The organism is Solibacillus sp. FSL W8-0372, assembly GCF_037969735.1.
Lineage (GTDB): Bacteria > Bacillota > Bacilli > Bacillales_A > Planococcaceae > Solibacillus > Solibacillus faecavium.
In genome coordinates this window covers 3,553,458-3,579,805 of record NZ_CP150204.1, presented here as the reverse complement: position 1 = coordinate 3,579,805, position 26,348 = coordinate 3,553,458, and the positions used below count along the sequence as shown (strand labels likewise).

Below are 26,348 nucleotides of genomic sequence, written 5' to 3'. Positions count from 1 at the left end.
TGGCTTTTAGCGTTAATCTTTTTTCGTTAAGCGCCCGAGGACGAATGCACCAGCGGCTACAGCTAATAAGGTATTCGTCTTTTTATTGAATACTTGCTTTGTAACGAGTGAAATATTTTGCGGGCGCTCGGCAAGGCGACGCATAAAATACCCGTACCAATCTTCACCATAGGGTACGTATACACAAACTTGATATCCTTCGCGTGAAAGCTCCAGCTGTAAGTCCTTTCGGAAGCCGTAAAGCATCTGGAATTCGAATTTTTCTTTCGGAATATCATATTGCTCAACGAAATACTTTACGTGTTTTATAATATTGTGGTCATGTGTTGCAATGGAAGTGAAATGACCATGGGCTAAATGGTATTCAATTAGCTCAATAAAGTTAATATCAATATCTAATTTGTCTTGGTAAGCAACTTCTTCTGGCTCTTTATAAGCTCCTTTTACGATACGCAGGCGGAAGTCTTTAAATTGCTCGACATCTTCCTTTGCTCGGTGGAAGTAAGCTTGGATAACAGACCCCACATTATCGAATGACTTTGAAAGTTCCTCCAGCATATCAAATGATGGCTGCAGACGATCATAATCCTCCATATCAAAGTTGACGAAAATACCATACTCATGGGCGCGTTCAACAATCTCATATAAGTTGTCGTAGCAAAAATCAATGTCGATATCCAATCCTAACTGAGAAGGTTTCAATGAAATATGTGCATCCAGTTCTTCAACTTGAATAGCTTCAATCATAGCTAGAATATCTTCTTTTGCTTTCATTGCTTCTGATTCATCGATAACATACTCACCTAAATTATCGACGGTACATGAAATTCCTTGTTCGTTCAATTTACGAATACTGTCGATTACTTCTTCGAGAGTTGTCCCAGCGACAACACTTTGTGCCCCTAACTTTAAACCATATTGTTGTGCGGCGTTTGAAAGTGTTTGGTTTTCGGATAACGAAATGAAAAAATCACGTAATGCTGCCATAATAACATCTCCTTAAATTCGTTATTTTCTTAAAATTATACCATAGCGCTATTTGCGGAAAGTATGAAGCTTGAATTATTTTACATGCATTTTGATTCCGCAGAACGCTTATTATAACGGCTTCAAACTTGATAAATATAAGTATTAATTTCCAAGTGATAACTTTTAATGTTTTCCCCTTTTTTAAGCGCTTTTAACGTAGCTGCTAAAATAATTAACGAAATCACCAAAAGTATATAAAAGGTGCTTTGGATAATGCCATTAAGTAAACAAAGCAAAATAACAAGGAGCTGCCTGAAAATCTTTTCAGAGCAGCTCCTTGTTCAGTTTAAGTATTTATGGAAAGAACGGTTCGAAAGTGTGTAGGGGAAGGGGGAACACATTCTCACTTTAGCCCTTTGTAGAGCTTAAAGGTTTCGGGAACCCTTTAGAACCACTATCCTGTACATTTGCAGGAGTTGTTACTTTGCCTAAGTTTGTTAAGCGTTGGGCAAAGCTATCATTTGATTTTGTAACACCTTTGAATGTATCTTGCATTTCATATGCATAGGCAGCGTGTTCTGCAATGTCTAAGCCCTGTACTTCCTCTTCGTGAGTTACACGTAATGGGACGAAAGCTTTAATGACAAGAGTGGCAAGAGCGACTGTGCTAGCCGTCCAAGCAATAATTGCAACAACGCCTAATGCCTGCACGCCAAGTAGTGTTGCGCCACCACCATACAAAAGACCACCGCCAGTAATATCGAACAAACCAACAGCTAATGTTCCCCAAATACCGGCAACACCATGTACTGCTACTGCTCCAACTGGATCATCAATTTTCAATTTATGTTCAATGAAGCGGACTGCTTCCACTAAAATGAAACCGCCGATTGCACCAGCGATAATAGCGCCGACGATGCTTAAGTTTGCAGCACCTGCAGTAATACTAACTAAACCTGCTAAAGCTCCGTTTAATGTTAAAGAACCATCGATAAAGCCGTAACGCAAACGAGTGTAAAATGCTGTAGCAATAACACCAGCTGATGCAGCTAAAAATGTATTTGCAATTACGCCTGGAACTAATGCTGGGTCGGCAGCTAAAGTTGAGGCACCATTGAAGCCGTACCAACCTAACCATAAAATGAATACACCTAATGCGCCAAGTGGAATAGAATGACCTGGAATAACATTCACGACGCCTTTTGCATATTTCCCAACACGTGGACCAACCATTGCTGCAACAACTAATGCACCAACTGCACCAGTTAAGTGAACGACTGTGGACCCTGCGAAATCAGTGAAGCCTAATGCTGTTAACCAACCATCACCTTGCCAAATCCAATGCCCAACAACAGGATAAATGATTGCTGTCATAACTACTACTAATGCCATATAGGCAACAATGTTGGTACGTTCAGCAACAGCACCGGAAATAATAGTGGCACATGTCGCAGCAAACATAGCTTGGAATACGAAAAAGGCAATGTCATCAACACCGCTTAATGCAAAACCTGTAGTACCGATAAGTCCGTTGGCTGAGTCACCGAACATTATGGCGTAGCCAACTGCGAAATAGACGATACCGCCGATTGAAATTGTTAAAATATTCTTCATTAATATATTGACCGCATTTTTAGAACGAGTAAAGCCTGCTTCAACCATTGCAAACCCAGCATGCATGAAGAAAACGAAAAATGCACCAAGCATTACCCATACTAAGTTAATCGATAATTCTAAAGCTTCGTTTGTCATAAAAATATCCTCCTTTAGTTAACGGTTAATTAATCAATTGCAATGGAACCGAGTTCTTTCGTGCGAATACGAATCGCCTGCTCTACCGGATAGATGAAAATTTTACCGTCACCAACTTCTCCTGTAGAAGCTTCGCGTAATAAAACATCGATAATCGCTTGAACTTTTGCGTTGTCTACAACCATTTCAAGCTTTAGCTTTTGAGAGAACTCCATTGAAAAGGAATTGCCGCGAAACAATCCGATTTTTCCTTCTTGTCGACCTGCACCGGCAATTTCGGAAATGCTCAGCCCATCAATACCTTCTAAAGCTAAACCTTCTCGCACTCTTGCGAAAACTTCAGGACGAATAATTGCTTCGATCTTTTTCATTTCTCCCCAACTCCTTGTGTTATGTTATCTAACATGATAAATCGATTTTCATAATAAATCAATACCTTATGTTAGGAAAAATGACATGGATATTCGATGGGTTTAATCGCATTGTGAGATGAAGTGAAGAAGGAGGGGTGAATAGTTTGAAATAGCTTTATAAAAGAATAGGAGGAGCGGTTCAAAGGAAGCTTTACATAATGAACGTTTTTTATTGATTCATTTGGGGAAAACTGAAATGAATTGAAACTAAAATGTGTGGAAAAATGCAGATATTGAAAATAAAAAATCTTCATACTTCGAATTAATTCAAGATAGTGTATACTATGACTAATTATGTTTTGGAAGAAGGGAACTCACGATGAATGAAAAGTATGTAGATGATAGTTTCGCTTTGCATACCGATTTATATCAAATTAATATGGCAGAAAGCTATTGGGCAGACGGTATACATGAACGCAAAGCTGTATTTGAACTTTATTTCAGGCAGTTGCCATTCGGGAATGGCTACGCTATTTTTGCAGGACTGGAACGCATGTTGAATTATTTGAAAGACTTTAAATTCAGTGAAACAGATATCGACTATTTACGTGAAGAACTCCATTATAAAGAAGATTTTATTGATTATTTAAAAACGATCCGCTTTACAGGTTCGATGTATTCTATGGTAGAAGGAGAACTAGTTTTTGCCAATGAACCAATCGTACGCATCGAAGCGCCATTAGTAGAAGCGCAGCTCATCGAAACAGCCCTGTTGAATATTGTCAATTATCAAACGCTTATCGCAACGAAGGCAAGTCGCATAAAGCAAGTGGTCCACAATGAAATTGCAATGGAATTTGGAACACGCCGTGCACAAGAGATGGATGCTGCAATTTGGGGGGCTCGTGCTGCAGTGATAGGTGGTTTTGAATCTACTTCAAATGTACGTGCAGGTAAATTGTTTAATATTCCTGTATCGGGCACGCATGCACATGCTTTAGTTCAAGCGTATAAAAATGACTATGATGCATTCCATTCGTATGCGAAGCGTCATAAAGACTGTGTGTTTTTAGTCGATACGTACAACACGCTTAAGTCAGGTGTACCGACGGCGATCCGAGTTGCAAAAGAACTTGGGGACAAAATCAATTTTGTTGGTATTCGATTGGATAGTGGGGATATTGCTTTCCTTTCCAAAGAAGCGCGCCGTATGCTTGATGAAGCTGGATTCCCTAATGCGAAAGTCATTGTTTCAAACGATCTGGATGAATACACAATACTAAACCTTAAAGCGCAAGGTGCACGAGTTGATATGTGGGGAATTGGCACAAAGCTCATTACTGCATACGATCAACCGGCTTTAGGTGCGGTTTATAAAATGGTTTCAATTGAAAATGAACGTGGTGAAATGGAAGATACGATAAAGATTTCTGCTAATGCTGAAAAAGTTACAACACCTGGATTAAAGCGAGTTTTCCGCATTATTAATAAGAAAAGCGGTAAATCGGAAGGTGATTACATCGCGATGGCGGATGAGAACCCGGCGGCAGAAGAACGTATTAAAATGTTCCATCCGGTTCATACATTCATTTCTAAATTCGTTACAAACTTTGAAGCGAAAGAGCTTCACCAACACATTATTGATCATGGGAAAATTGTATATGATAACCCATCGTTAACAGATATACGTAAATACGCTCATGCCAATTTAGATTTATTATGGGATGAATATAAACGTTCCTTAAACCCGGAAGAATATCCAGTAGATTTGAGTCAAAAATGCTGGGACAATAAAATGCGCAACATTCAAGAAGTGCGAGATATGGTAACAGAACTCGAATAACGTTAAGGGGTGTGTACATTGTCATTATTACAACAACAAATTATTGAAGAATTAAAAGTAATGCCAACAATTAATGTTGAAGAGGAAATCCGTAAATCCATTGATTTTCTAAAGAATTATGCAAAAAAGCATCCGTTTTTAAAAGGGTTTGTCCTAGGCATTAGTGGCGGACAGGATTCTACGCTAACAGGGAAGCTTGCACAAATGGCGGTGGATGAGTTAAATGAAGAAGCCGGCGCACACACATATTCATTTTGGGCAGTGCGACTTCCTTATGGACTTCAGAAGGATGAACAAGATTGCCAGGATGCGCTCGACTTTATCCAGCCGACAAAAATTTATACGGTAAATATTAAAGAAGCTGTTGATGCGAGTGTTAACGCTTTGTTAGCAGCGGGTATAACACTGAGTGATTTTGCGAAAGGGAATGAAAAAGCCCGTGAGCGTATGAAGGTGCAGTATTCAATTGCGGCTATGCATAATGGGGTCGTAATTGGTACCGACCATGCAGCTGAAGCGGTAACAGGATTCTATACAAAATATGGAGATGGTGGCGTTGATTTAGTGCCAATCTTCCGTTTGAATAAACGACAAGGCCGTCAACTATTGAAGTATTTAAATTGTCCGGTTCATCTATATGAAAAAGTCCCAACCGCTGATTTGGAAGAAAATCGTCCAGCATTACCGGATGAGGTGGCGTTGGGGATCACATACGATCAGGTAGACGATTATTTAGAAGGTAAAGAAATTCCAGAACAGGCGCGTATTACGCTGGAAGGACATTATTTGCGCTCAATGCATAAACGTCATATGCCAATTACAATTTTTGATGATTTTTGGAAATGATAATTAAAGCTGTGTCACGGGAAAAGTGACGCAGCTTTTTTATTTGTAAATATAATAATTTTTGAACAAGTCGATATAAAAGGGAGGAAGGGGGAACTACACTATGAGGACTTCTAGAGTTGCCGCTACACCAAGTAGTATTTATCGCAACTCGACGCGTGCAATGTTATCGGATACGCATTTTGTGGATGTGATCAACAGTGGGATGCATGATCATTTTCGTGACCCTCGCGAGCAGCTACCTAAAAAGAAACAAAAAAAGAAACCGCAGCAACGTCCTAAAAAGCTTTTACATAACAAGGGTCACTATATTATTAAAGGAATGCAGTACAATGCGAATTCAGCAGAAACCTTAAGGCGTTTGTTGCAGTATTCTGAGCGGGTAACTACCCTCAATAATGCTAATCGCCGGATAACAACCTATAAAACATCTATATAAATCACTTCACTTTGAAATATAAGTGAGGTGATTTTCCATTTATAAAGTAAACTAGTTGTACTAACATTTTGTTTTAGTTATGCTTAAACTATATGTAATATATGGTACATTTCAGCTGGGAGGACTATTCATGAACGAACAAATCGAGAAAATAATCAGAAATATCGAAAAAGTGATGATAGGGAAAAGAGAGATTGCTGAGTTAAGTATTGTTTCATTACTCGCTGGAGGACATGTATTATTGGAGGACGTACCAGGTGTAGGGAAAACGATGATGGTACGTGCCCTTTCGAAATCTTTAGGTACTAGTTTTAAGCGAATTCAGTTTACACCAGATTTACTGCCATCTGATGTAATTGGCGTTTCAATATACAACCCGAAAACTTTACAATTTGAGTTTCGTCCAGGACCGATAGTAGGGAACATTGTTTTAGCGGATGAAATTAACCGTACATCGCCAAAAACTCAGGCAGCTTTATTGGAAAGTATGGAAGAAGCATCAATTACAGTAGATGGTGATACGATTCAACTGCCAAAGCCATTTTTCGTCATGGCTACACAAAATCCAATTGAATATGAAGGCACATACCCGCTTCCTGAAGCTCAATTAGACCGCTTTTTGCTCAAAATTAAAATGGGCTATCCGACAAAAGAAGAGGAAATCGAAGTACTGAGCCGTGCCGAGAGAACGGTACCGATTGATGATATTTCGGCAGTATTAACGATTGAGCAATTAATGGAACTGCAAAGGCAAGTGAAAGAAGTGCATGTAGAAAATAATATAAAAGAATATATTGTGTCACTCGCTCAAAATACTCGTCAGCATCACAATGTATATTTAGGAGTGAGTCCCCGTGCTTCTATTGCATTAATGCGTGCTGCACAAAGCTATGCGTTTATGAAAGGGAGAGATTATGTTCTCCCGGATGATGTCCAATATTTAGTGAAATTCGTATTCAGTCACCGTATCATTCTAAAACCAGAAACACGCTATGAAGGGATTACAGAAGAGCAAGTAATTGAAAATGTGCTTCACTATGCCCATGTTCCCGTGAAAAGGTATGTTCCGGAATGAGGGGATTCAAACAGTTTTTCCGGCATAGCGGTCGCTTAGTTACCGTTATTTTATTGCTAGTTATAACGTATTGCTATGCGATGTTCCAAGGGGGCTTTGTCAGCTGGTTTGTCTTTTTTACAATCTTACCCTTTTTGCTCTATTCAATATTACTTGCTGTTTTCCCCATTCATTTTAAAGAAATATCCCGAACACTATCGAAGGATCGGATTGAACGAGGGAACAATGTGCAGGTGACGGTAAGGTTTCGGAATACGAGTTGGTTTCCAATCGTGTTTATGATGGTGCAGGAGTTGCCGATGGACAATGGGCTTTATGAAAGACCAAATGGAAATGTGACAAAGTTATTTTTAGTTGGATGGAAACGTGAATTCGAATGGACATATGAATTGAAAGCATTAAAACGCGGGGAATATCATTTTAAAGGCTTGGAGTTTACGTGTACGGACTTTTTTGGATGGACGATTCGTAAAGTGGCAGTGAATCATCCTCAACTCTTTTTAGTTTATCCGAAAGTGTCGGATGTGAACGTATTGCCGATAGGGATGCAATATGATCAAGGCTCCAGTCAGTCGCGCTATTCTTTAGTAAAGGATACAACGATGGCAACCGGAGTACGTGAATATATACCGGGGGATCGTTTTTCCTGGATACATTGGAAATCCTTTGCGAAAAATGGCGAACTACGGACGAAAGAATTCGAAGATCGTAAATCGCAAAATATGTTTATATTAATAGATCGTGCTGTTCATAAAAATTTCGAGCAAGTAATCGATTATACAGCATCCTATATTAATAAAATCGTAAAAGGAAATGGTGATGTTTCTTTTTTAAGTGCGGGTGATGATCGATATTTTGCACCAATAATAAAAACAGACAAACAATTTGAGAAGGTGCTTCAACACTTGGTAACTGTACAGCCTGATGCGCAGTTTGGTATAGAGCGTCTGCTATATGAAGAACAAAAATTCATGAGCCGCTCAGTCGTAGTTATTGTAACGGGTGAACTCGTGCCGGAACTGCGGGAAATTTTAAATTCAGGAACAAAATATGCCCGTAAAATTATTTGCTTTGTCGTAAATGACGAAAAAGATTCCGTGCAGCTCTTTAGTCAAAACAACGAGGTTCATTACGTAGGTTCGGATGAGCTGCAGTCAATATATTCGGAGGTGAAGCACGCATGAGACGCAGTACTTCCGAAAAGATTGAATTCACTATTTTCTATATTATTATTTTCCTGATTTTAAGAGAATGGCTTTTACCGATTATGGAATTGACAAGTACAGGCTATTTTATGCAGTTTTTAGTCTTTATGGGCATCTGTTTAATATTGGGGATTTTTTCATTACCGTTTGCGGTATCTTGGATTATTAAGTTAGTTTATATTACATGGTTTATTGTAAGTGTTTATAATGAGGGTCAACTAACGGCAATGCAATTTTTATCGAATGAACTAAAAAATAATGTGAATACAATTTTAGCGGGTGAATGGATTTATGTAAGTGATCCATTCCGTACAAGCTTGTTTTTCATTTTAATTTGGATGCTGATTTATTTAATTCAGCATTGGGTAAGTGTGCGCTTTAGCATCTACTATTTCCTTCTGCTTACAGTGTTTTTCATCGGTACACTTGATACTTTTACCGAATATGATGGAACGATGGCCATTATAAAAGTAATGATTTTAGGGCTTATCCTTACAGCTCTTCTTTTCATAAAACGATTGATGGCAGCGGCTAATATGCAAAAGGATTGGACGAGTTATTTAGTTTATGCGACCCCGATTATTATTTTTGTAACAATCGCAGGGATTATAGCAATCTATTTACCAAAATCAGAGCCGCAATGGCCGGACCCAGTACCGTATATGAAGGGGGTTGCCGGGATTGGGGGATCTTCTTCACAATCATTCGCCACAGTAGGTTACGGGGATAATGATGAAAGTCTTGGAGGTCCGTTTGTTGGCGATAATACACTTGTCTATGAAATTCAAACACCGATTCGCCAATATTGGCGTGTAGAAACGAAAGATTTTTACACATCAAAAGGGTGGATTCATTCTGGTGACGAGTCTATGCAACAGACGCTGCAAATGACGGATAAGTTACCGCTTTCCATTAATCCAGGACCGGAAGACCCACAATCTGTACAGGTGCTAGCGGTAAATCCAGCTTACCGATTTTTGGTACAGGCATATGGAACAACTTCCTATGAACTTTATGATCCACAAAGTTTAATTAGGTTTGATGCGAGTAACGAAAAAATGGTTCCGGTTATCAATAATAATGTGGTTTCTCCTTCGTCTTATGAAATGACATTCCAACAACCAGAATATAGCTATACCGCATTAAAAGATTCTTTATCTTCCACGGAAAATGATTCGCGCTATTTGCAGCTTCCTGATAATTTACCGCAGCGAGTTACAGACTTAGCGTATGAAATTACGGATATGTATGAAAGTGTTTATGATAAAGCGCGTGCAGTGGAAGGTTACTTTGCGAGAAGTGGCTTTCAATATGAAACGGCAAATGTACAAGTTCCTAAAGGGAATCAAGATTACGTAGACCAATTTTTATTTGAAACAAAACTTGGCTACTGTGATAACTTCTCAACTTCAATGGTTGTATTGCTTCGTTCGGTAGGGATCCAGGCACGTTGGGTTAAGGGGTTCTCAAGTGGAGAACGAGTACAAGAAAACGATGGCATGTATACGTATGTAGTGACAAATAATGATGCCCATTCATGGGTGGAAGCATATATTGACGGCATTGGCTGGGTACCCTTTGAGCCGACAATTGGTTTTAGTAACCCGATGAATATTAATTATGATGTCGATTTAGAAATGCCTGAAGAAGAACAATTACCTGAAATGGAAGAACAACCGGAAGTCGTGCAACCAGAACTAGAAGAACAAGATTCACAGCAGCCTGCTAATGGTGCTGAAAATACAATCAACTGGTCTAATTTTAAATGGGTAGTTTATGGATTATTAGCCATACTACTAATAGGCTTTATCATTATGTGGAGAAAGCGCGGCACGTGGCAACCGAAACTTGCTGTGAAAATGAACCGTTCAAAATTAAATCACTCGGACACATTTGAAGAAGGTTATTTAGTATTGTTAAAACAATTGGAGCGTATTCATTTGAAACGTCGTCAAGATGAAACGTTACAACAATTTGCGCTACGTGTTGATAATCAGTTAAATACAACAAAGATGAGAGAGTTAACTGCCTTTTATGAGAAACTGATTTATGACAAACAAACCAAAAAAATAGACACGACAGAAATGAAAGAAATTTGGGAATATTTAATCAATCGCACGAGTGGTTGATTTTAGCTCATTGAAAGAGTAAAATTTAGAAAAATGAATAGTATTGTGCCTTCATATAAGTCTGGTAATATGGTCCAGATGTTTCTACTAAGTTACCCTAAATAACTTATCTATGACGGTGGGTTTCACTATATCCCTTAATAGGGACAGGTATACCCACTTGAAGAAGAGATGAAATATGAACGCGTAGAATTTACTTTCTTACGCGTTTTTTTCTTAATTATAGGCCGCAAAAAATTAGAAGAGGTGGAAATTGTGTCAACTCCTATGTTAAAAGAACTTGAAAAGATTGTCGTTCTTGATTTCGGTAGTCAGTTCAACCAGTTAATTACGCGTCGTATCCGTGAATTCGGTGTATTCTCAGAATTACATCCACATACGGTTACAGCAGAAGAAATCAAAGAAATGAATGCTGTAGGTATCATATTCTCAGGGGGTCCAAACTCTGTGTATGATGAATCAGCGTTTCATGTTGATCAGGCAATTTTTGAATTAGGGCTACCGATTTTAGGTATCTGTTACGGAATGCAGTTAATGGCACACACTCAGGGTGGTAAAGTAGAAGGTGCCATTACTCGTGAATACGGAAAAGCAGAAATTAACGTACCTTCAGATAATAAACTTTTCGCGGAATTACCAAAAAATCAAGTTGTTTGGATGAGTCACGGTGACCATGTAACAGCTGTACCAGAAGGATTTGAAGTAATCGCGACTAGTCCAGCATGTCCGATAGCAGCAATGGCTGATACATCTCGTAACTTATATGCAGTACAATTCCATCCGGAAGTACGCCACTCTGTATACGGAAATGATTTACTGAAAAACTTCGTATTCAATGTATGTGAAGCAAAAGGCGATTGGTCAATGGCTAACTTCATTGATATCGAAATTGCGAAAATTCGTGAGCAAGTTGGCGATAAGCAAGTTCTTTGTGCATTATCAGGCGGAGTAGATTCTTCTGTAGTAGCGGTATTAATCCACAAAGCTATTGGTGATCAGTTAACTTGTATGTTCGTTGACCACAACCTAAACCGTAAAGGCGAAGTTGAGCAAGTAATGAAAACTTTCACAGAAGACTTTGATATGAAACTAATTAAAATCGATGCTCGTGAACGTTTCATGAACAAGTTAAAAGGTGTTTCTGACCCAGAGCAAAAGCGTAAAATTATCGGTAACGAGTTCATTTACGTATTTGATGAAGAGTCATCGAAACTAAAAGATATGGATTTCTTAGCTCAAGGTACACTTTACACGGACATTATCGAGTCAGGTACAGCAACTGCTCAAACAATTAAATCACACCATAATGTTGGTGGATTACCAGAAGACATGAAGTTTGAATTAATCGAACCTTTAAATACATTATTCAAAGACGAAGTGCGTGCTTTAGGTTTAGAGCTAGGTCTTCCTGAAGCGGTAGTATGGCGTCAACCTTTCCCAGGCCCTGGTTTAGGTATCCGTGTACTTGGTGAAGTAACAGAAGAAAAACTGGATATCGTTCGTGAAGCTGACTATATTCTACGCGAAGAAATTCAAAAAGCAGGCCTTGATCGCGATATTTGGCAATACTTCTGCGTATTACCGGACATCCGTTCAGTAGGCGTAATGGGCGATGGTCGTACGTACGATTACGCAATCGGTATCCGCGGCGTAACGTCAATCGACGGCATGACATCTGACTGGGCACGTATCCCTTATGATGTATTAGAGAAGATTTCTGTGCGTATCGTAAACGAAGTGAAGCACGTTAACCGCGTACTGTATGACATCACTTCTAAGCCACCAGCAACGATTGAGTGGGAATAAACGCTCGCCAAATTTCGAGGAGCCACTGCACCGCAGAAGTTTTTTGCGGTAGCAAAGCGAGCGTTTGCGACGAGCAAGCAAAGCGGCGCAGGAGCACAATAAATTAATTAACAATGAAAAAAGCTTAGTAGAGCCTTATTTGATAAGGTTTCTGCTGAGCTTTTTTACTTAGTTTTAAATTTTTTTACGAATATATGTAAGGTTAGCAGTGCACTATAAGGTTTACTTCAGTAAAATAAGGTATAGTATATTTGTTGGATGGATTCTCTTTAAGGATTAGAAAAGTAGGTGAACAAATTGGGGAAATATCAATTGGATACAAAAGGTAAGGTAGCTGTGACAAAGTATCATGAAAAAAACAAACCTGCCAAATTTGATAAAAAACAGCAACTTGAAAAAATACGTGCAGAGTATTTGAAGAAGAAACAAGAACAAACAGATAAATAGGATGAATGTAGACATAGGAGGATAGTTTTTCCCCTATGTTTTTCTTATTTTTGAACAAGTAGGGCTTTAAAAAAAATAGCGGTAAAATAAACATTTTTATTCTTTCAGTTTTATTGCGAATTGTTAAATTTATATTACTCGGGTTTAGTATTTCTGAGAAAAGGTATTGATTAGTATACCTATAATCAAGATAAACGAGCGGTATGAACTAAACTATTAAAAAAATGGAGGAATGAAACATGGAAACAAGTGAAAACAAAAAATTACATGGTATTTACAATACGGAAATGGAATTACAAGCAGAAATGGATCGCCTTCGTACACAAGGATATGGTGAAGAGGATATGTACATCGTGTCGAATCATAACCAACAGCTTTCAATGTATCGAGGATCGTCTTCATATGGAAATGATGTAAAAGAGGGTTCATGGTGGGATCGCTTCAAAGCATTCATCATGGGGGAAGATTTAGTGCGTGATAAATATTTCACACAAATGGGTTTAACAGAAGATGAACGAAATCGTTATTATAAAGATTTACAAGAAGGTAAGTATTTATTGTATGTGGATAAAGATTATGGAACTTACTTCGATGAAGGTACAGAAAATTACGGGGTAAATAAAACTGAAGAAGAGCGGTTAGCCCTTCATGAAGAAGAGTTGCTACAACGTGAAAAAAATGATATTCACAACACATCGACAAATTTAGATGAGTCGTTAAATCGAACAAATCGACAATATTAAGAGCTGTAATTAAATATAAGGAAGTCTATATTGTATAGGCTTCCTTTTTATGTTTAAAAGTATTTACTCTTCAATAGTATCTTTTGGGCGGGATTTCCACTCAATTCCACTCGATACACAACCTAATGTCACAATTAATAAAAGTACAAATAATGTGTTATGCAACCAATACGGCAATTAAAGCCCTCCTTTAAACTATCTTTAACGAATATTATTTTAACATACTAAAAAGATAGAATGTACAATTTAGAGCTGGTGAAGTTAACAAAATAATTAAAAGCCTAAGTAGCTTATAGGCTACTCAGGCTAATGTGATTAGTTTTCTTTTTTTTCGATGAAGAACGTTATGATGAAAAATAGGAAGAATGCGATTAATAAAATTGATCCACCTACAATGAAGAATATCATATTTAATGTTTCATTAGTGTTTAAAGGATCTAAGTAGTGTAGCCACATTCCTATACATAACCCAACGGCACCAATCATACCTAAAATACTTTGAATCTTTACGTAAAGTAGTTTGCGGATTGGTACAGAATAATAGAAAATTCCCCACGCAAATACCGATAACCATCCTACTAAAACAAAGTGAGCGTGAATTGGACGTAAAGCATAATTCATCTCTCCACTCATAATAGAACCGATTAAAACACCTAAAAAGCCAAAAATTGCCGCGAAGCGAATTAAACGCATCGCCCATATTCGTTGTTGTGTCAAAAAAATCCCTCCAAAAAAATTCATTTCAAGTTAACTATAAAAGAGTAATATGACATCTCTATAAACTTTCCTGAGAAAATATTCTATTATTCCAGTAAATCTAACACATCATATAGCTCGTAGTCAGCTAATATCTCTTTAGGTAAGAAAGTGAGCAATTCCTCTTTTGATGCCCAAAGATACTGCTCGTGTTCGCTTGATAAAGATATTTGACTTTCTTCACTCTCGCATAAATAGGAAAGTAAAACAATTTGTCGGTCATTACTTGTAAAGAAGGTGGTGGAAAATAAGAGGCTTTTCACGGTTATTCTCAATCCTACTTCTTCGAGAAATTCTCTTTTAAGTGCTTCTTCCAAGGATTCACCGAAGTTTAAATTTCCTCCTACTACCTCCCATGTTCCTGCACCGAAAGAATCGGTATGTGACCGTTTAATAATTAATATTCTGTTATCTCTAATAAGAACGCCTTTTACAACAACCTTTATTTCATTCAAAAAATCCCCTCCAAAGTAAATGTGTGTAATTGAAAAGTAGTTCAAATTACATTATATACCAGGTCGGTAAAAAGGCATTTAGTAAATTTTAAGAAAAGACTTGGCTAAATTATGAATGGTTTCACGAACCTTTTACGATAAAAATTAAAAAATGTTCGGATATGGGCTTGTAATTTGAAAAATGAAATGTTATATTACAAGCGTAAATTAAATATGTCGTCGTATAATGTCGGGAATATGGCCCGTAAGTTTCTACCGAATCACCGTAAATGATTCGACTACGATTTAAAATAAGTTTCGATTCTATTTAACTAATAGAAACAATTCTTATTTCCATAAATCGTAGACATGCAGCCTAACAGCTTAGCGTGTCTTTTTGTTTTATAGGATCGAAACCCTCGATAGTTGTAAGACGACAACACGGAGGAAAATTTCATCATGAAAAAGTATTTCGAGTTTGATAAACTTGGGACAAATTATCGCAAAGAGATATTAGGTGGTTTCACTACATTCTTAGCGATGGCCTATATTTTAATTGTTAATCCATTAACATTAACATTAGCGGACGTACCGGATCTTCCGGATGCAATGCGTATGGATTATGGTGCAGTATTCGTAGCAACAGCCTTATCAGCAGCTGTTGGATCGTTTGTAATGGGATTCTTGGCAAAGTATCCGTTGGCTTTGGCACCGGGACTTGGACTAAACGCATTCTTTGCTTATACAGTTGTTTTAACAAACGGAAGTCCATGGCAGCATGCTTTGGCAGCGGTATTCGTTTCAGGTGTGTTCTTCTTGATTTTAACTTTAACAGGTTTACGTGAAAAATTAATTAATGCAATTCCAATGGAATTAAAATTAGCAGTTGGTGCAGGTATTGGTTTATTCATCGCATTTATCGGTTTAAAAAATGCCGGAATTGTTATTGCGAATCCAGCAACATTTGTTGGTATTGGTAACTTAACAGATCCAGAAGTATTGTTGGCTATATTTGGTATAGTTATTACGGTTATTTTCTTAGTTCGTGGTATGAAAGCCGGAGTATTCGTCGGAATGGCTATTACCGCTGTAGCGGGTATGATCTTTGGATTAGTGGAATTACCATCACAAATTGCAGCGATGCCACCATCTTTAGAACCAACATTCGGTGCGCTTTTCTCGGCTTTTAGAGACGCAGAGTTTTATACTTTAGCAATGCTTTCAGTTATCTTAACTTTCCTATTCGTTGACTTCTTTGACAATGCGGGAACATTAATGGCTGTAGCTAACCAAGCTGGATTTGTTAAGGACAATAAACTACCTCGTGCAGGTAAAGCTTTAATTTCTGATTCGATTGCAACAATTGCAGGATCTATTTTTGGTACATCGACAGTAACTTCATTTGTTGAGTCTTCTTCGGGAGTAGCTGCTGGTGCTCGATCTGGTTTTGCAGCAATTGTGACAGGTGTATTCTTCCTATTAGCACTATTCTTCTTACCGATTCTAAGTGTTGTAACTTCAGCGGTAACGGCTCCAGCGTTAATCGTTGTAGGAGTATTAATGGTTGCATCACTTGGGAAAATTGAGTGGGAAAAATTCGAAATTGCAGTACCGGCATTCTTCACTATGTTAATGATGCCTTTAACATTCTCGATTGCAACAGGTGTTGCTGTAGGTTTCGTATTCTACCCATTAACAATGATTGTCGCAGGGCGTGCAAAAGAAGTTCATCCAATTATGTACGTGTTCGGATTTATATTCTTGCTTTACTTAGGTACTGCAGCACATTAATAAAATTTAATCTTAGCTACTTAGACAATTCGTTTAAGTAGCTTTTTTTTATTTGGCGGTATCTACCAATTACTAGTTATGTTACGGATAATTAGAAGGACAATCTATATCGAGGTAGAAGTTAAATGTATAAGGGGTGAGTAGATTATGGAAGTAAAAATTATTGAAGCTAGTACAACTGACTATATAGAAGTAAACCGAATTGTAAGGGAAGGGCATGAGGAACACGTAGAAGGGGATCGGTCTATTTTTCGAAGTGTAGAAACGGTGATGCCTGAAGATTATTACAATGAACTATTAAAGAATGATAATAGTAAAATATTTATTGCAAAATTAGAAGAAGAGACGGTTGGCTTTGCAATAATAAGTTTGGAAGTATCACCGCCATTCCCTTCGTTAGTTTCTCGGAATTATGCCTACATACATGATTTTGGCGTTGATCAAAAAAAGAAACGTCGATCAATCGGTTCGAAGCTCTTTGAAAGGTGTATTCAATGGTCGGAAGAAAAAAATGTAACGTCAGTGGAGTTGAATGTGTGGGAATTTAATGAAGATGCATTAGCATTTTATGAGAAACAAGGCATGAAAGCTATTAGTAGAAGAATGCGAATCGATATTAAATAACTTTTTTCTTCTAGATGGGAGGGGGGGAGATGAATTTGGGGGTGACAAGTAAAAGAACTTTACGTTATATATAATAGGAAGAAACTCTATATGAATGCCAGTCTAAATATCAGAAAATTTTTTCTTTTAAAAAGGGGTTGCGTAAAGCTTACATACGGGTGTATAGTTAATCACGTTGCTGCGACACACTGAAACAAGCAACACAAACGAAAAACAAATTTTAATAAAGTTGTTGACAAGTAAAAACAACTCAGTTATAATTTGAAACAGTCGCACAAACGACTGACAAATGAACCTTGAAAACTGAACAAGCAACGTTAATGAAATAAGCTTCTTAAATGAAGCAAACAATAGATTTTAACTTTTAATTAAGTTAAATCGCTAGCAAAGCAAATGAGCTTTCAAACTACTTTTATGGAGAGTTTGATCCTGGCTCAGGACGAACGCTGGCGGCGTGCCTAATACATGCAAGTCGAGCGGATGATGAGAGAAGCTTGCTTCTCTCTGATTTAGCGGCGGACGGGTGAGTAACACGTGGGTAACCTACCTTATAGATTGGGATAACTCCGGGAAACCGGGGCTAATACCGAATAATACTTTTAAACACATGTTTGAAAGTTGAAAGACGGTTTCGGCTGTCACTATAAGATGGACCCGCGGCGCATTAGCTAGTTGGTGAGGTAACGGCTCACCAAGGCAACGATGCGTAGCCGACCTGAGAGGGTGATCGGCCACACTGGGACTGAGACACGGCCCAGACTCCTACGGGAGGCAGCAGTAGGGAATCTTCCACAATGGACGAAAGTCTGATGGAGCAACGCCGCGTGAGTGAAGAAGGATTTCGGTTCGTAAAACTCTGTTGCAAGGGAAGAACAAGTAGCGTAGTAACTGGCGCTACCTTGACGGTACCTTGTTAGAAAGCCACGGCTAACTACGTGCCAGCAGCCGCGGTAATACGTAGGTGGCAAGCGTTGTCCGGAATTATTGGGCGTAAAGCGCGCGCAGGTGGTTCCTTAAGTCTGATGTGAAAGCCCCCGGCTCAACCGGGGAGGGTCATTGGAAACTGGGGAACTTGAGTGCAGAAGAGGATAGTGGAATTCCAAGTGTAGCGGTGAAATGCGTAGAGATTTGGAGGAACACCAGTGGCGAAGGCGACTGTCTGGTCTGTAACTGACACTGAGGCGCGAAAGCGTGGGGAGCAAACAGGATTAGATACCCTGGTAGTCCACGCCGTAAACGATGAGTGCTAAGTGTTGGGGGGTTTCCGCCCCTCAGTGCTGCAGCTAACGCATTAAGCACTCCGCCTGGGGAGTACGGTCGCAAGACTGAAACTCAAAGGAATTGACGGGGGCCCGCACAAGCGGTGGAGCATGTGGTTTAATTCGAAGCAACGCGAAGAACCTTACCAGGTCTTGACATCCCGGTGACCACTATGGAGACATAGTTTCCCCTTCGGGGGCAACGGTGACAGGTGGTGCATGGTTGTCGTCAGCTCGTGTCGTGAGATGTTGGGTTAAGTCCCGCAACGAGCGCAACCCTTATTCTTAGTTGCCATCATTCAGTTGGGCACTCTAAGGAGACTGCCGGTGATAAACCGGAGGAAGGTGGGGATGACGTCAAATCATCATGCCCCTTATGACCTGGGCTACACACGTGCTACAATGGACGATACAAACGGTTGCCAACCCGCGAGGGGGAGCTAATCCGATAAAATCGTTCTCAGTTCGGATTGTAGGCTGCAACTCGCCTACATGAAGCCGGAATCGCTAGTAATCGCGGATCAGCATGCCGCGGTGAATACGTTCCCGGGCCTTGTACACACCGCCCGTCACACCACGAGAGTTTGTAACACCCGAAGTCGGTGAGGTAACCTTTATGGAGCCAGCCGCCGAAGGTGGGATAGATGATTGGGGTGAAGTCGTAACAAGGTAGCCGTATCGGAAGGTGCGGCTGGATCACCTCCTTTCTAAGGATTATTTCGGAATCATTCCCTCGGGGAATGAAACATTAACGTTTGCTGTTCAGTTTTGAAGGTTCATTCTTAATTGAATGAGATACTTCAAAACTTCGTTCTTTGAAAACTGGATAAAACGACATTGAAAGCAATAAAACAAATTTCTATTTTATAGAAATGTAACAAGTCAAGCAATTGACGTGTAAACTTAAATCTTAGATTTTATCTAAGTGTTAACTTTTGGTTAAGTTAATAAGGGCGCACGGTGGATGCCTTGGCACTAGGAGTCGATGAAGGACGGCACTAACACCGATATGCCTCGGGGAGCTGTAAGTAAGCTTTGATCCGGGGATTTCCGAATGGGGGAACCCACTATCTTTAATCGGATAGTATCTACACGTGAATACATAGCGTGATGAGGACAGACGCAGGGAACTGAAACATCTAAGTACCTGCAGGAACAGAAAGAAAATTCGATTCCCTGAGTAGCGGCGAGCGAAACGGGAAGAGCCCAAACCAAAGAGCTTGCTCTTTGGGGTTGTAGGACACTCTATACGGAGTTACAAAAGAATGAGTTAGACGAAGCGACTTGGAAAGGTCCGCGAAACAAGGTAAAAGCCCTGTAGTCAAAAGTTCATTCCCTCCAGAGTGTATCCTGAGTACGGCGGAACACGTGAAATTCCGTCGGAATCCGGGAGGACCATCTCCCAAGGCTAAATACTACCTAGTGACCGATAGTGAACCAGTACCGTGAGGGAAAGGTGAAAAGCACCCCGGAAGGGGAGTGAAATAGATCCTGAAACCGTGTGCCTACAAGTAGTTAGAGCCCGTTAATGGGTGATAGCGTGCCTTTTGTAGAATGAACCGGCGAGTTACGATTACGTGCGAGGTTAAGTTGAGAAGACGGAGCCGCAGCGAAAGCGAGTCTGAATAGGGCGAATTAGTACGTGGTCGTAGACCCGAAACCAGGTGATCTACCCATGTCCAGGGTGAAGGTGAGGTAACACTCACTGGAGGCCCGAACCCACGCACGTTGAAAAGTGCGGGGATGAGGTGTGGGTAGCGGAGAAATTCCAATCGAACCTGGAGATAGCTGGTTCTCTCCGAAATAGCTTTAGGGCTAGCCTCGTGATTGAGAATACCGGAGGTAGAGCACTGTTTGGACTAGGGGGGCATCTCGCTTTACCGAATTCAGACAAACTCCGAATGCCGGATATTTATACACGGGAGTCAGACTGCGAGTGATAAGATCCGTAGTCAAGAGGGAAACAGCCCAGACCACCAGCTAAGGTCCCCAAGTAATCGTTAAGTGGAAAAGGATGTGGCGTTGCTTAGACAACCAGGATGTTGGCTTAGAAGCAGCCATCATTTAAAGAGTGCGTAATAGCTCACTGGTCGAGTGACGCTGCGCCGAAAATGTATCGGGGCTAAACGATTCACCGAAGCTGTGGATGCATACTTTGAGTATGCGTGGTAGGAGAGCGTTCTAATAGCGTTGAAGTCAGACCGGAAGGACTGGTGGAGCGATTAGAAGTGAGAATGCCGGTATGAGTAGCGAAACATGGGTGAGAATCCCATGCACCGTATGACTAAGGTTTCCTGAGGAAGGCTCGTCCGCTCAGGGTTAGTCGGGACCTAAGCCGAGGCCGATAGGCGTAGGCGATGGACAACAGGTTGATATTCCTGTACCACCTCCTCACCGTTTGAGAAATGGGGGGACGCAGTAGGATAGGGTAAGCACGCCGTTGGTTGCGCGTGTTCAAGCAGTAAGGCGTGTATGTAGGCAAATCCGCATACTATAACGTTGAGCTGTGATGACGAGCTCTTATGAGCGAAGTTCCTGATTTCACACTGCCAAGAAAAGCCTCTATCGAGGTGAGAGGTGCCCGTACCGCAAACCGACACAGGTAGTCGAGGAGAGAATCCTAAGGTGTGCGAGAGAACTCTCGTTAAGGAACTCGGCAAAATGACCCCGTAACTTCGGGAGAAGGGGTGCTTCTTTGGGTGCATAGCCTAGAGAAGCCGCAGTGAATAGGCCCAGGCGACTGTTTAGCAAAAACACAGGTCTCTGCAAAACCGTAAGGTGACGTATAGGGGCTGACGCCTGCCCGGTGCTGGAAGGTTAAGAGGAGCGGTTAGCGCAAGCGAAGCTGTGAATTGAAGCCCCAGTAAACGGCGGCCGTAACTATAACGGTCCTAAGGTAGCGAAATTCCTTGTCGGGTAAGTTCCGACCCGCACGAAAGGCGTAACGATCTGGGCACTGTCTCAACGAGAGACTCGGTGAAATTATAGTACCTGTGAAGATGCAGGTTACCCGCGACAGGACGGAAAGACCCCGTGGAGCTTTACTGTAGCCTGATATTGAATTTTGGTACAACTTGTACAGGATAGGTAGGAGCCAGAGATCCCGGAGCGCCAGCTTCGGAGGAGGCGTCGGTGGGATACTACCCTGGTTGTATTGAACTTCTAACCCATGCCCCTTAGCGGGGTAGGAGACAGTGTCAGGCGGACAGTTTGACTGGGGCGGTCGCCTCCTAAAGAGTAACGGAGGCGCCCAAAGGTTCCCTCAGAATGGTTGGAAATCATTCGAAGAGTGTAAAGGCATAAGGGAGCTTGACTGCGAGACCTACAAGTCGAGCAGGGTCGAAAGACGGGCTTAGTGATCCGGTGGTTCCGCATGGAAGGGCCATCGCTCAACGGATAAAAGCTACCCCGGGGATAACAGGCTTATCTCCCCCAAGAGTCCACATCGACGGGGAGGTTTGGCACCTCGATGTCGGCTCATCGCATCCTGGGGCTGTAGTCGGTCCCAAGGGTTGGGCTGTTCGCCCATTAAAGCGGTACGCGAGCTGGGTTCAGAACGTCGTGAGACAGTTCGGTCCCTATCCGTCGTGGGCGTAGGAAATTTGAGAGGAGCTGTCCTTAGTACGAGAGGACCGGGATGGACACACCGCTGGTGTACCAGTTGTCTTGCCAAAGGCATCGCTGGGTAGCTATGTGTGGACGGGATAAGTGCTGAAAGCATCTAAGCATGAAGCCCCCCTCAAGATGAGATTTCCCATTACGCAAGTAAGTAAGACCCCTGAAAGACGATCAGGTAGATAGGTTCGAGGTGGAAGTGCGGTGACGCATGTAGCTGACGAATACTAATCGGTCGAGGACTTAACCACATTTTATTGCACAACTCAATGAAACGTTTATCCAGTTTTGAAAGAATGATTCTTTCTACAGGTTTCGTAAGAAGCCCTATAGTGAAGTGATGATGGCAAAGAGGTCACACCCGTTCCCATACCGAACACGGAAGTTAAGCTCTTTAGCGCCGATGGTAGTTGGGGGCTTCCCCCTGTGAGAGTAGGACGTCGCTTCGCACAAAAAAACCACTGATTTGTCAGTGGTTTTTTTGTGCATTTATTTCGGTTTATTATTTCCCCTGTTAAGGCTGAAGCTCTGAATTTAATATACTTTGTTCTTCATGATTGCGAGTAGATCGTATTGTTGATAGAAGAAGCATTTTATTAGTTGTGTTTAATAGTGTAACAAGCTAGATTTCGACGCTAATACTTTAAATATACATATAATCATAATAGGCTGCTAGCGACCGTATTGTAACGGTGCTAAGCAGCCTATTTATGTTTGTATGCCCATTACACATGCTACACCGTTACCGATTAGGTAAGTTACAACACGTGCCTCAGACATGAATGAACGGCTGCCCAGTTGTTCGAGATACCAATTCAACTTGGACAGTTTTTTTAGAGTGTTCCTTTTTATCGAAGAAATAATTACAGCAAAATGTTATTAACCGAAATCCCCTCCTTGCCTTCTACGCTCGAACAATTCTTTATATAAACAGCCTGCACTATCTACAATATAATCCTTGTTTTATAAACAAAGTCCCCTATATAAGATAAAATATAAAGGATTTATAAAGTTACATAAGTTTAAAAAATTACTTGTTATAGTTTATATAGGAGGCGGACGGATTGAAACAACAAATTCTTTTAGTAGAAGACGATCGTGAAATTGCGCGCATTATTAAAGATACATTGATGAAAGAAGATTATGGAGTAACATGGGCAACGACAGGTATTGAAGGATTAGAGGATTTTTCTGCCGGCGACTATGATTTAATCCTTGTTGATTGGATGATGCCCGAAATGGACGGTTTATCAATGATTGAACATATACGTTTAAAAAGCGATGTTCCGATAATTATGATTAGCGCAAAAAATAATGATGCTGATAAAGTTGAAGGGTTACAGGGTGCAGATGATTATTTAGCGAAGCCGTTTTCCTTAGAAGAATTGAAAGCTCGAGTTCGGTCTCAATTACGACGATGGCAGCGATATAACAAAGTTCAGGCTGTCGATGAAGTAATTACCTTTATTCATGGGTTAAAAATTGATTGGCTAAAAGAACGCGTTTATTTAAAAGATCATGAAATCAACTTAACCCAAAAAGAGTTTGCCTTATTAAAAGTACTTGCCCAAAATCCATTTGAGCTGTTTACAAAGGAAGCGTTATACACCCATGTTTGGCAGCAAGTAGAGTTAGATCAGACACATACTGTAACAGTCCACATAAAAGCATTGCGTGAAAAATTAAAGGATCCTGTGAAGTCTCCTTACTTTATACAAACTGTTTGGGGGAAGGGCTATCGTTTTATTGGTGAACAAGTATGAAGATTAAGTCATGGTTACTAATAACCTATTTGCTTATTATGATTATTCCACTTATTGCGGTATACGGATTATATGTATCAATTAATGCATATTACCAAGATAAAAATGTAGAAGAGTACTTTGAAAAATGGAACACGGTTACGGATTTAAAGGAGATTTTAAATGATATATCGCTATACAACAGGACAAATACTTTTGAAGAGATTGAAAAGTTAACATCCGATCAATTAATGATTACGCTCTACAGTGCAAACGGAGCTACACTTTATAGTTCCAATCCATTTACAAATTCTACGGGCTTTGAAATGAGAGATAGATTATATAAAAATCTATATGAGTTTCAGCAAAATTATGAAACGTTTGTTTATAAAGAGCCTGTCTATGAAGGTGGGGGAATAAAGGGTGTTTATAAAATAACGCTTACTCGCACTGAGTGGGTGGAGCAAGTAAATCAAAAAGCAATCATTGTCGGAGCTGGCTTAGGGGTAGTACTCATTGTCTTGTATAGTGCCGTTATATATTTTTTGAATATCCGATTGAATCGACCAGTGAAGCAATTAATTGAAAAGATGAGAGCGTATGCGAAAGGTGAAAAAACGGAACAGTTGCCAATCGGAAAAGACGAACTTGGCGAACTGACAGCAAACTTTCAGGCAATGCAGCAAGAAATCGAAGCAGCTCGTAAACATCTTGAGGAAGAACAACGTCAAAAAGGTTTTATGATTGCTAGTCTTTCTCATGATTTAAAAACACCGTTAACGTCCATTCAAGCTTATACAGAAAGTTTACTTGCAGGGAAACTTACGAAAGATGAGCAACAGGAATATTTACACGTTATTCATTCTAAATCGGATTATATGAAACAGTTGCTTGATGATTTAATGATGTTTACTTTACTACAATCCCCTACGTATGAACTTGAACTCGTATTAGTGGACGGTAATGAATTTTTTGAAATGCTCTTAGGGGACTATGGGCACATTAGTAAGGAAAAAGGTTTCCAATCGACAACGACGATTAACGTTCAACATAATTATCTCGTTCATCCAAAACAATTTATGCGTGTGATGGATAATATTCTATCGAATGCCTGGGCGTATACAAATAGTGGAGGAGCCATTCATATCGCAGCTTTTGAAGCGCCGAACATCCCTGAGTGGTGCAATGAAAAATTGGTTGAAACCTGCATTCATGAAGGTGTATACATCATTATTGAGAATAGTGGAGAAACGATTTCACAACAGCAATGTGAAAAAATGTTTGAGCCACTATATCAAGTGGATGAAGCGCGCAGTAGTTTAGGTCAGCGTGGGGCTGGGCTTGGTTTAAGTATTGCAAAGCAAATAGTTGAGAAGCATAACGGCACAATTCAAGCAATTTCAGATCAAAATAAAACAGCTATTGTTATATGGCTACCTAAGGAGAGGTCAAATTGAAAAAAATAATACTTTCAAGTGCACTTATTTTATCGCTATCATTAGCGGCTTGTAATGATCAAGCTAGCTATTCACCACAGGAAATTTTAGAGACGGCAATGCAAGAGACATCTGAACTATCTTCATATTATGCAGAGTATACAGTGGATATGGGAGATGAGGGAACGGGTGAAACGAAGCATTGGGAAAAGAACGGGAAAATACGTGTAGAAACTACTGATACAAGTGGTGAGGAAAACTTTTCAATTAATGATGGAACGTCATTTATTTCTTATACAAAATCTAATAATACAGCAATTGTCTTCGAATTAGGTGATCTCGGGGAAGGCTTCGAAAAAATTTCAGTAAAAGAGCAGGCACTTCGTATATTGGAAATAATTAAAAATTCCCATGATATTACAGTAGGTCAGGATGAGAAGATTGCAGGTCATGATACTTACCATTTAATCGCAAAAGCGAAAAAGCCAAATACATTAATTGGCGACATGGAAATATGGGTGGATAAGAAAACATGGATGACATTGAAATCTGTTTCAAAAAGTGGCGGCTTAGAAACAACGATTGAATTCCAAAAGTTCGAGCCGAATGCTAAAATTGATGACGCATTATTTGTAGCAGATTTACCGGAAGATGCCATTATTCAAGAAGAAAAAGTTGAACTACCAAAACAGCTATCATTAGAAGAAGCAACAGAAAAGTTAGGTTCGTTTTTAATTGCGCCGAAATCAACAGGCTATACGTTAGAATCAATTGAAGATCTGAATGTACCACAAACTAATGAAATTGCACTGCGCTATTTTAAAAATGAAGAGCCACAATTCACGGTTTCCGTGTTCAAGCCACAAGCTCCATTCGGTGAAGAGGAAGAGCGTATCGAAGTCCGCGGGCAAGAAGGAACGAAAATGGATATGGAAGTTTTCCGTCTTTTACAATGGGATGAAAATGGTTTACGCTACAACATCATTTTTGAAAATCCAGCGTTAACATTTGAGGAAGTATTGGAACTAACAGAGCAAATGGAGCTAACAGAATAATAATTAGTAAAGGCTATGTGAAAAGTCAA

General features: G+C 40.0%; 19 protein-coding genes, 3 rRNA genes and 2 riboswitches. Of the genes, 17 read left to right on the top strand and 5 right to left on the bottom strand.

Annotated features, from left to right (window positions below):
• Positions 1–12 precede the first annotated feature (12 nt).
• The 3 genes from MKY13_RS18275 to MKY13_RS18265 form a co-directional block, all read right to left on the bottom strand.
• Entirely contained in the window at positions 13–987 is a 975-nt protein-coding gene (locus MKY13_RS18275) for a proline dehydrogenase family protein (protein ID WP_339214340.1), read from the bottom strand.
• A 390-nt stretch (positions 988–1,377) separates the two neighbouring features.
• Positions 1,378–2,721, bottom strand: a complete 1,344-nt coding sequence (locus MKY13_RS18270) for an ammonium transporter (RefSeq protein ID WP_339214338.1) — start codon at positions 2,719–2,721, stop codon at positions 1,378–1,380.
• A 29-nt stretch (positions 2,722–2,750) separates the two neighbouring features.
• Positions 2,751–3,092: a P-II family nitrogen regulator gene (locus tag MKY13_RS18265; RefSeq protein WP_191701812.1), complete on the bottom strand. Its 342-nt coding sequence runs from the start codon at positions 3,090–3,092 to the stop codon at positions 2,751–2,753.
• A gap of 361 nt (positions 3,093–3,453) precedes the next feature.
• Between MKY13_RS18265 and MKY13_RS18260 the strand changes: the two genes are divergently transcribed.
• The 9 genes from MKY13_RS18260 to MKY13_RS18220 all read left to right on the top strand — a co-directional run bounded on the left by MKY13_RS18260 (position 3,454) and on the right by MKY13_RS18220 (position 13,607).
• A complete protein-coding gene (locus MKY13_RS18260; RefSeq protein ID WP_339214336.1) occupies positions 3,454–4,917 on the top strand; it encodes a nicotinate phosphoribosyltransferase in 1,464 nt (487 codons plus the stop codon).
• An 18-nt stretch (positions 4,918–4,935) separates the two neighbouring features.
• Positions 4,936–5,763, top strand: coding sequence for an ammonia-dependent NAD(+) synthetase (gene nadE / locus MKY13_RS18255; protein ID WP_339214334.1), 828 nt, complete (start codon positions 4,936–4,938; stop codon positions 5,761–5,763).
• Positions 5,764–5,866: 103 nt separating this feature from the next.
• Complete coding sequence (locus tag MKY13_RS18250; RefSeq protein WP_191701809.1) at positions 5,867–6,202, top strand: hypothetical protein; 336 nt, start codon at positions 5,867–5,869, stop codon at positions 6,200–6,202.
• Positions 6,203–6,332: 130 nt separating this feature from the next.
• Positions 6,333–7,277: a MoxR family ATPase gene (locus MKY13_RS18245; protein WP_339214333.1), complete on the top strand. Its 945-nt coding sequence runs from the start codon at positions 6,333–6,335 to the stop codon at positions 7,275–7,277.
• Positions 7,274–8,461, top strand: coding sequence for a DUF58 domain-containing protein (locus MKY13_RS18240; RefSeq protein ID WP_191701807.1), 1,188 nt, complete (start codon positions 7,274–7,276; stop codon positions 8,459–8,461). Before MKY13_RS18245 ends, MKY13_RS18240 begins: the two co-directional genes overlap by 4 nt.
• The gene (locus MKY13_RS18235) at positions 8,458–10,611 is read left to right on the top strand and encodes a transglutaminase domain-containing protein (protein WP_339214330.1); all 2,154 of its coding nucleotides are present in this window, start codon (positions 8,458–8,460) and stop codon (positions 10,609–10,611) included. Before MKY13_RS18240 ends, MKY13_RS18235 begins: the two co-directional genes overlap by 4 nt.
• A gap of 31 nt (positions 10,612–10,642) precedes the next feature.
• Positions 10,643–10,744: riboswitch (purine riboswitch) on the top strand.
• 119 nt (positions 10,745–10,863) lie between these two features.
• Positions 10,864–12,417 (top strand): glutamine-hydrolyzing GMP synthase, encoded by a 1,554-nt coding sequence (gene guaA / locus MKY13_RS18230; RefSeq protein WP_339216969.1) that lies wholly within the window; start codon positions 10,864–10,866, stop codon positions 12,415–12,417.
• 297 nt (positions 12,418–12,714) lie between these two features.
• Positions 12,715–12,864, top strand: coding sequence for a hypothetical protein (locus tag MKY13_RS18225; RefSeq protein WP_191701804.1), 150 nt, complete (start codon positions 12,715–12,717; stop codon positions 12,862–12,864).
• A gap of 239 nt (positions 12,865–13,103) precedes the next feature.
• The gene (locus MKY13_RS18220; protein WP_191701803.1) at positions 13,104–13,607 is read left to right on the top strand and encodes a general stress protein; all 504 of its coding nucleotides are present in this window, start codon (positions 13,104–13,106) and stop codon (positions 13,605–13,607) included.
• A 315-nt stretch (positions 13,608–13,922) separates the two neighbouring features.
• Here MKY13_RS18220 and MKY13_RS18215 read toward each other — a convergent pair whose 3' ends face one another.
• Both MKY13_RS18215 and MKY13_RS18210 read right to left on the bottom strand, forming a co-directional pair.
• Complete coding sequence (locus MKY13_RS18215) at positions 13,923–14,324, bottom strand: hypothetical protein (RefSeq protein ID WP_339214323.1); 402 nt, start codon at positions 14,322–14,324, stop codon at positions 13,923–13,925.
• 86 nt (positions 14,325–14,410) lie between these two features.
• Complete coding sequence (locus tag MKY13_RS18210) at positions 14,411–14,818, bottom strand: NUDIX domain-containing protein (protein ID WP_339214321.1); 408 nt, start codon at positions 14,816–14,818, stop codon at positions 14,411–14,413.
• Positions 14,819–15,017: 199 nt separating this feature from the next.
• Positions 15,018–15,119, top strand: a riboswitch (purine riboswitch).
• Positions 15,120–15,256: 137 nt separating this feature from the next.
• Here MKY13_RS18210 and MKY13_RS18205 point away from each other — a divergent pair.
• From MKY13_RS18205 to MKY13_RS18170, 8 genes are all read left to right on the top strand, one after another.
• The gene (locus tag MKY13_RS18205; protein WP_339214319.1) at positions 15,257–16,588 is read left to right on the top strand and encodes an NCS2 family permease; all 1,332 of its coding nucleotides are present in this window, start codon (positions 15,257–15,259) and stop codon (positions 16,586–16,588) included.
• 147 nt (positions 16,589–16,735) lie between these two features.
• A complete protein-coding gene (locus MKY13_RS18200) occupies positions 16,736–17,212 on the top strand; it encodes a GNAT family N-acetyltransferase (protein WP_339214317.1) in 477 nt (158 codons plus the stop codon).
• A 411-nt stretch (positions 17,213–17,623) separates the two neighbouring features.
• Positions 17,624–19,178, top strand: a 16S ribosomal RNA gene (locus MKY13_RS18195).
• A 230-nt stretch (positions 19,179–19,408) separates the two neighbouring features.
• Positions 19,409–22,337, top strand: a 23S ribosomal RNA gene (locus tag MKY13_RS18190).
• Between the two features lie 82 nt (positions 22,338–22,419).
• A 5S ribosomal RNA gene (rrf, locus tag MKY13_RS18185) occupies positions 22,420–22,535 on the top strand.
• The 16S, 23S and 5S rRNA genes sit together here, the layout of an rRNA operon.
• A 615-nt stretch (positions 22,536–23,150) precedes the next feature.
• The gene (locus tag MKY13_RS18180; protein WP_339214315.1) at positions 23,151–23,849 is read left to right on the top strand and encodes a response regulator transcription factor; all 699 of its coding nucleotides are present in this window, start codon (positions 23,151–23,153) and stop codon (positions 23,847–23,849) included.
• Positions 23,846–25,285, top strand: a complete 1,440-nt coding sequence (locus MKY13_RS18175; protein WP_339214313.1) for a HAMP domain-containing sensor histidine kinase — start codon at positions 23,846–23,848, stop codon at positions 25,283–25,285. The genes MKY13_RS18180 and MKY13_RS18175 overlap by 4 nt, the downstream gene beginning before the upstream one ends.
• Positions 25,282–26,319 carry an outer membrane lipoprotein carrier protein LolA gene (locus tag MKY13_RS18170; RefSeq protein WP_339214311.1) on the top strand — a complete coding sequence of 346 codons (1,038 nt, stop codon included), beginning with the start codon at positions 25,282–25,284 and terminating at the stop codon, positions 26,317–26,319. The genes MKY13_RS18175 and MKY13_RS18170 overlap by 4 nt, the downstream gene beginning before the upstream one ends.
• The last annotated feature ends 29 nt before the right edge of the window (positions 26,320–26,348 follow it).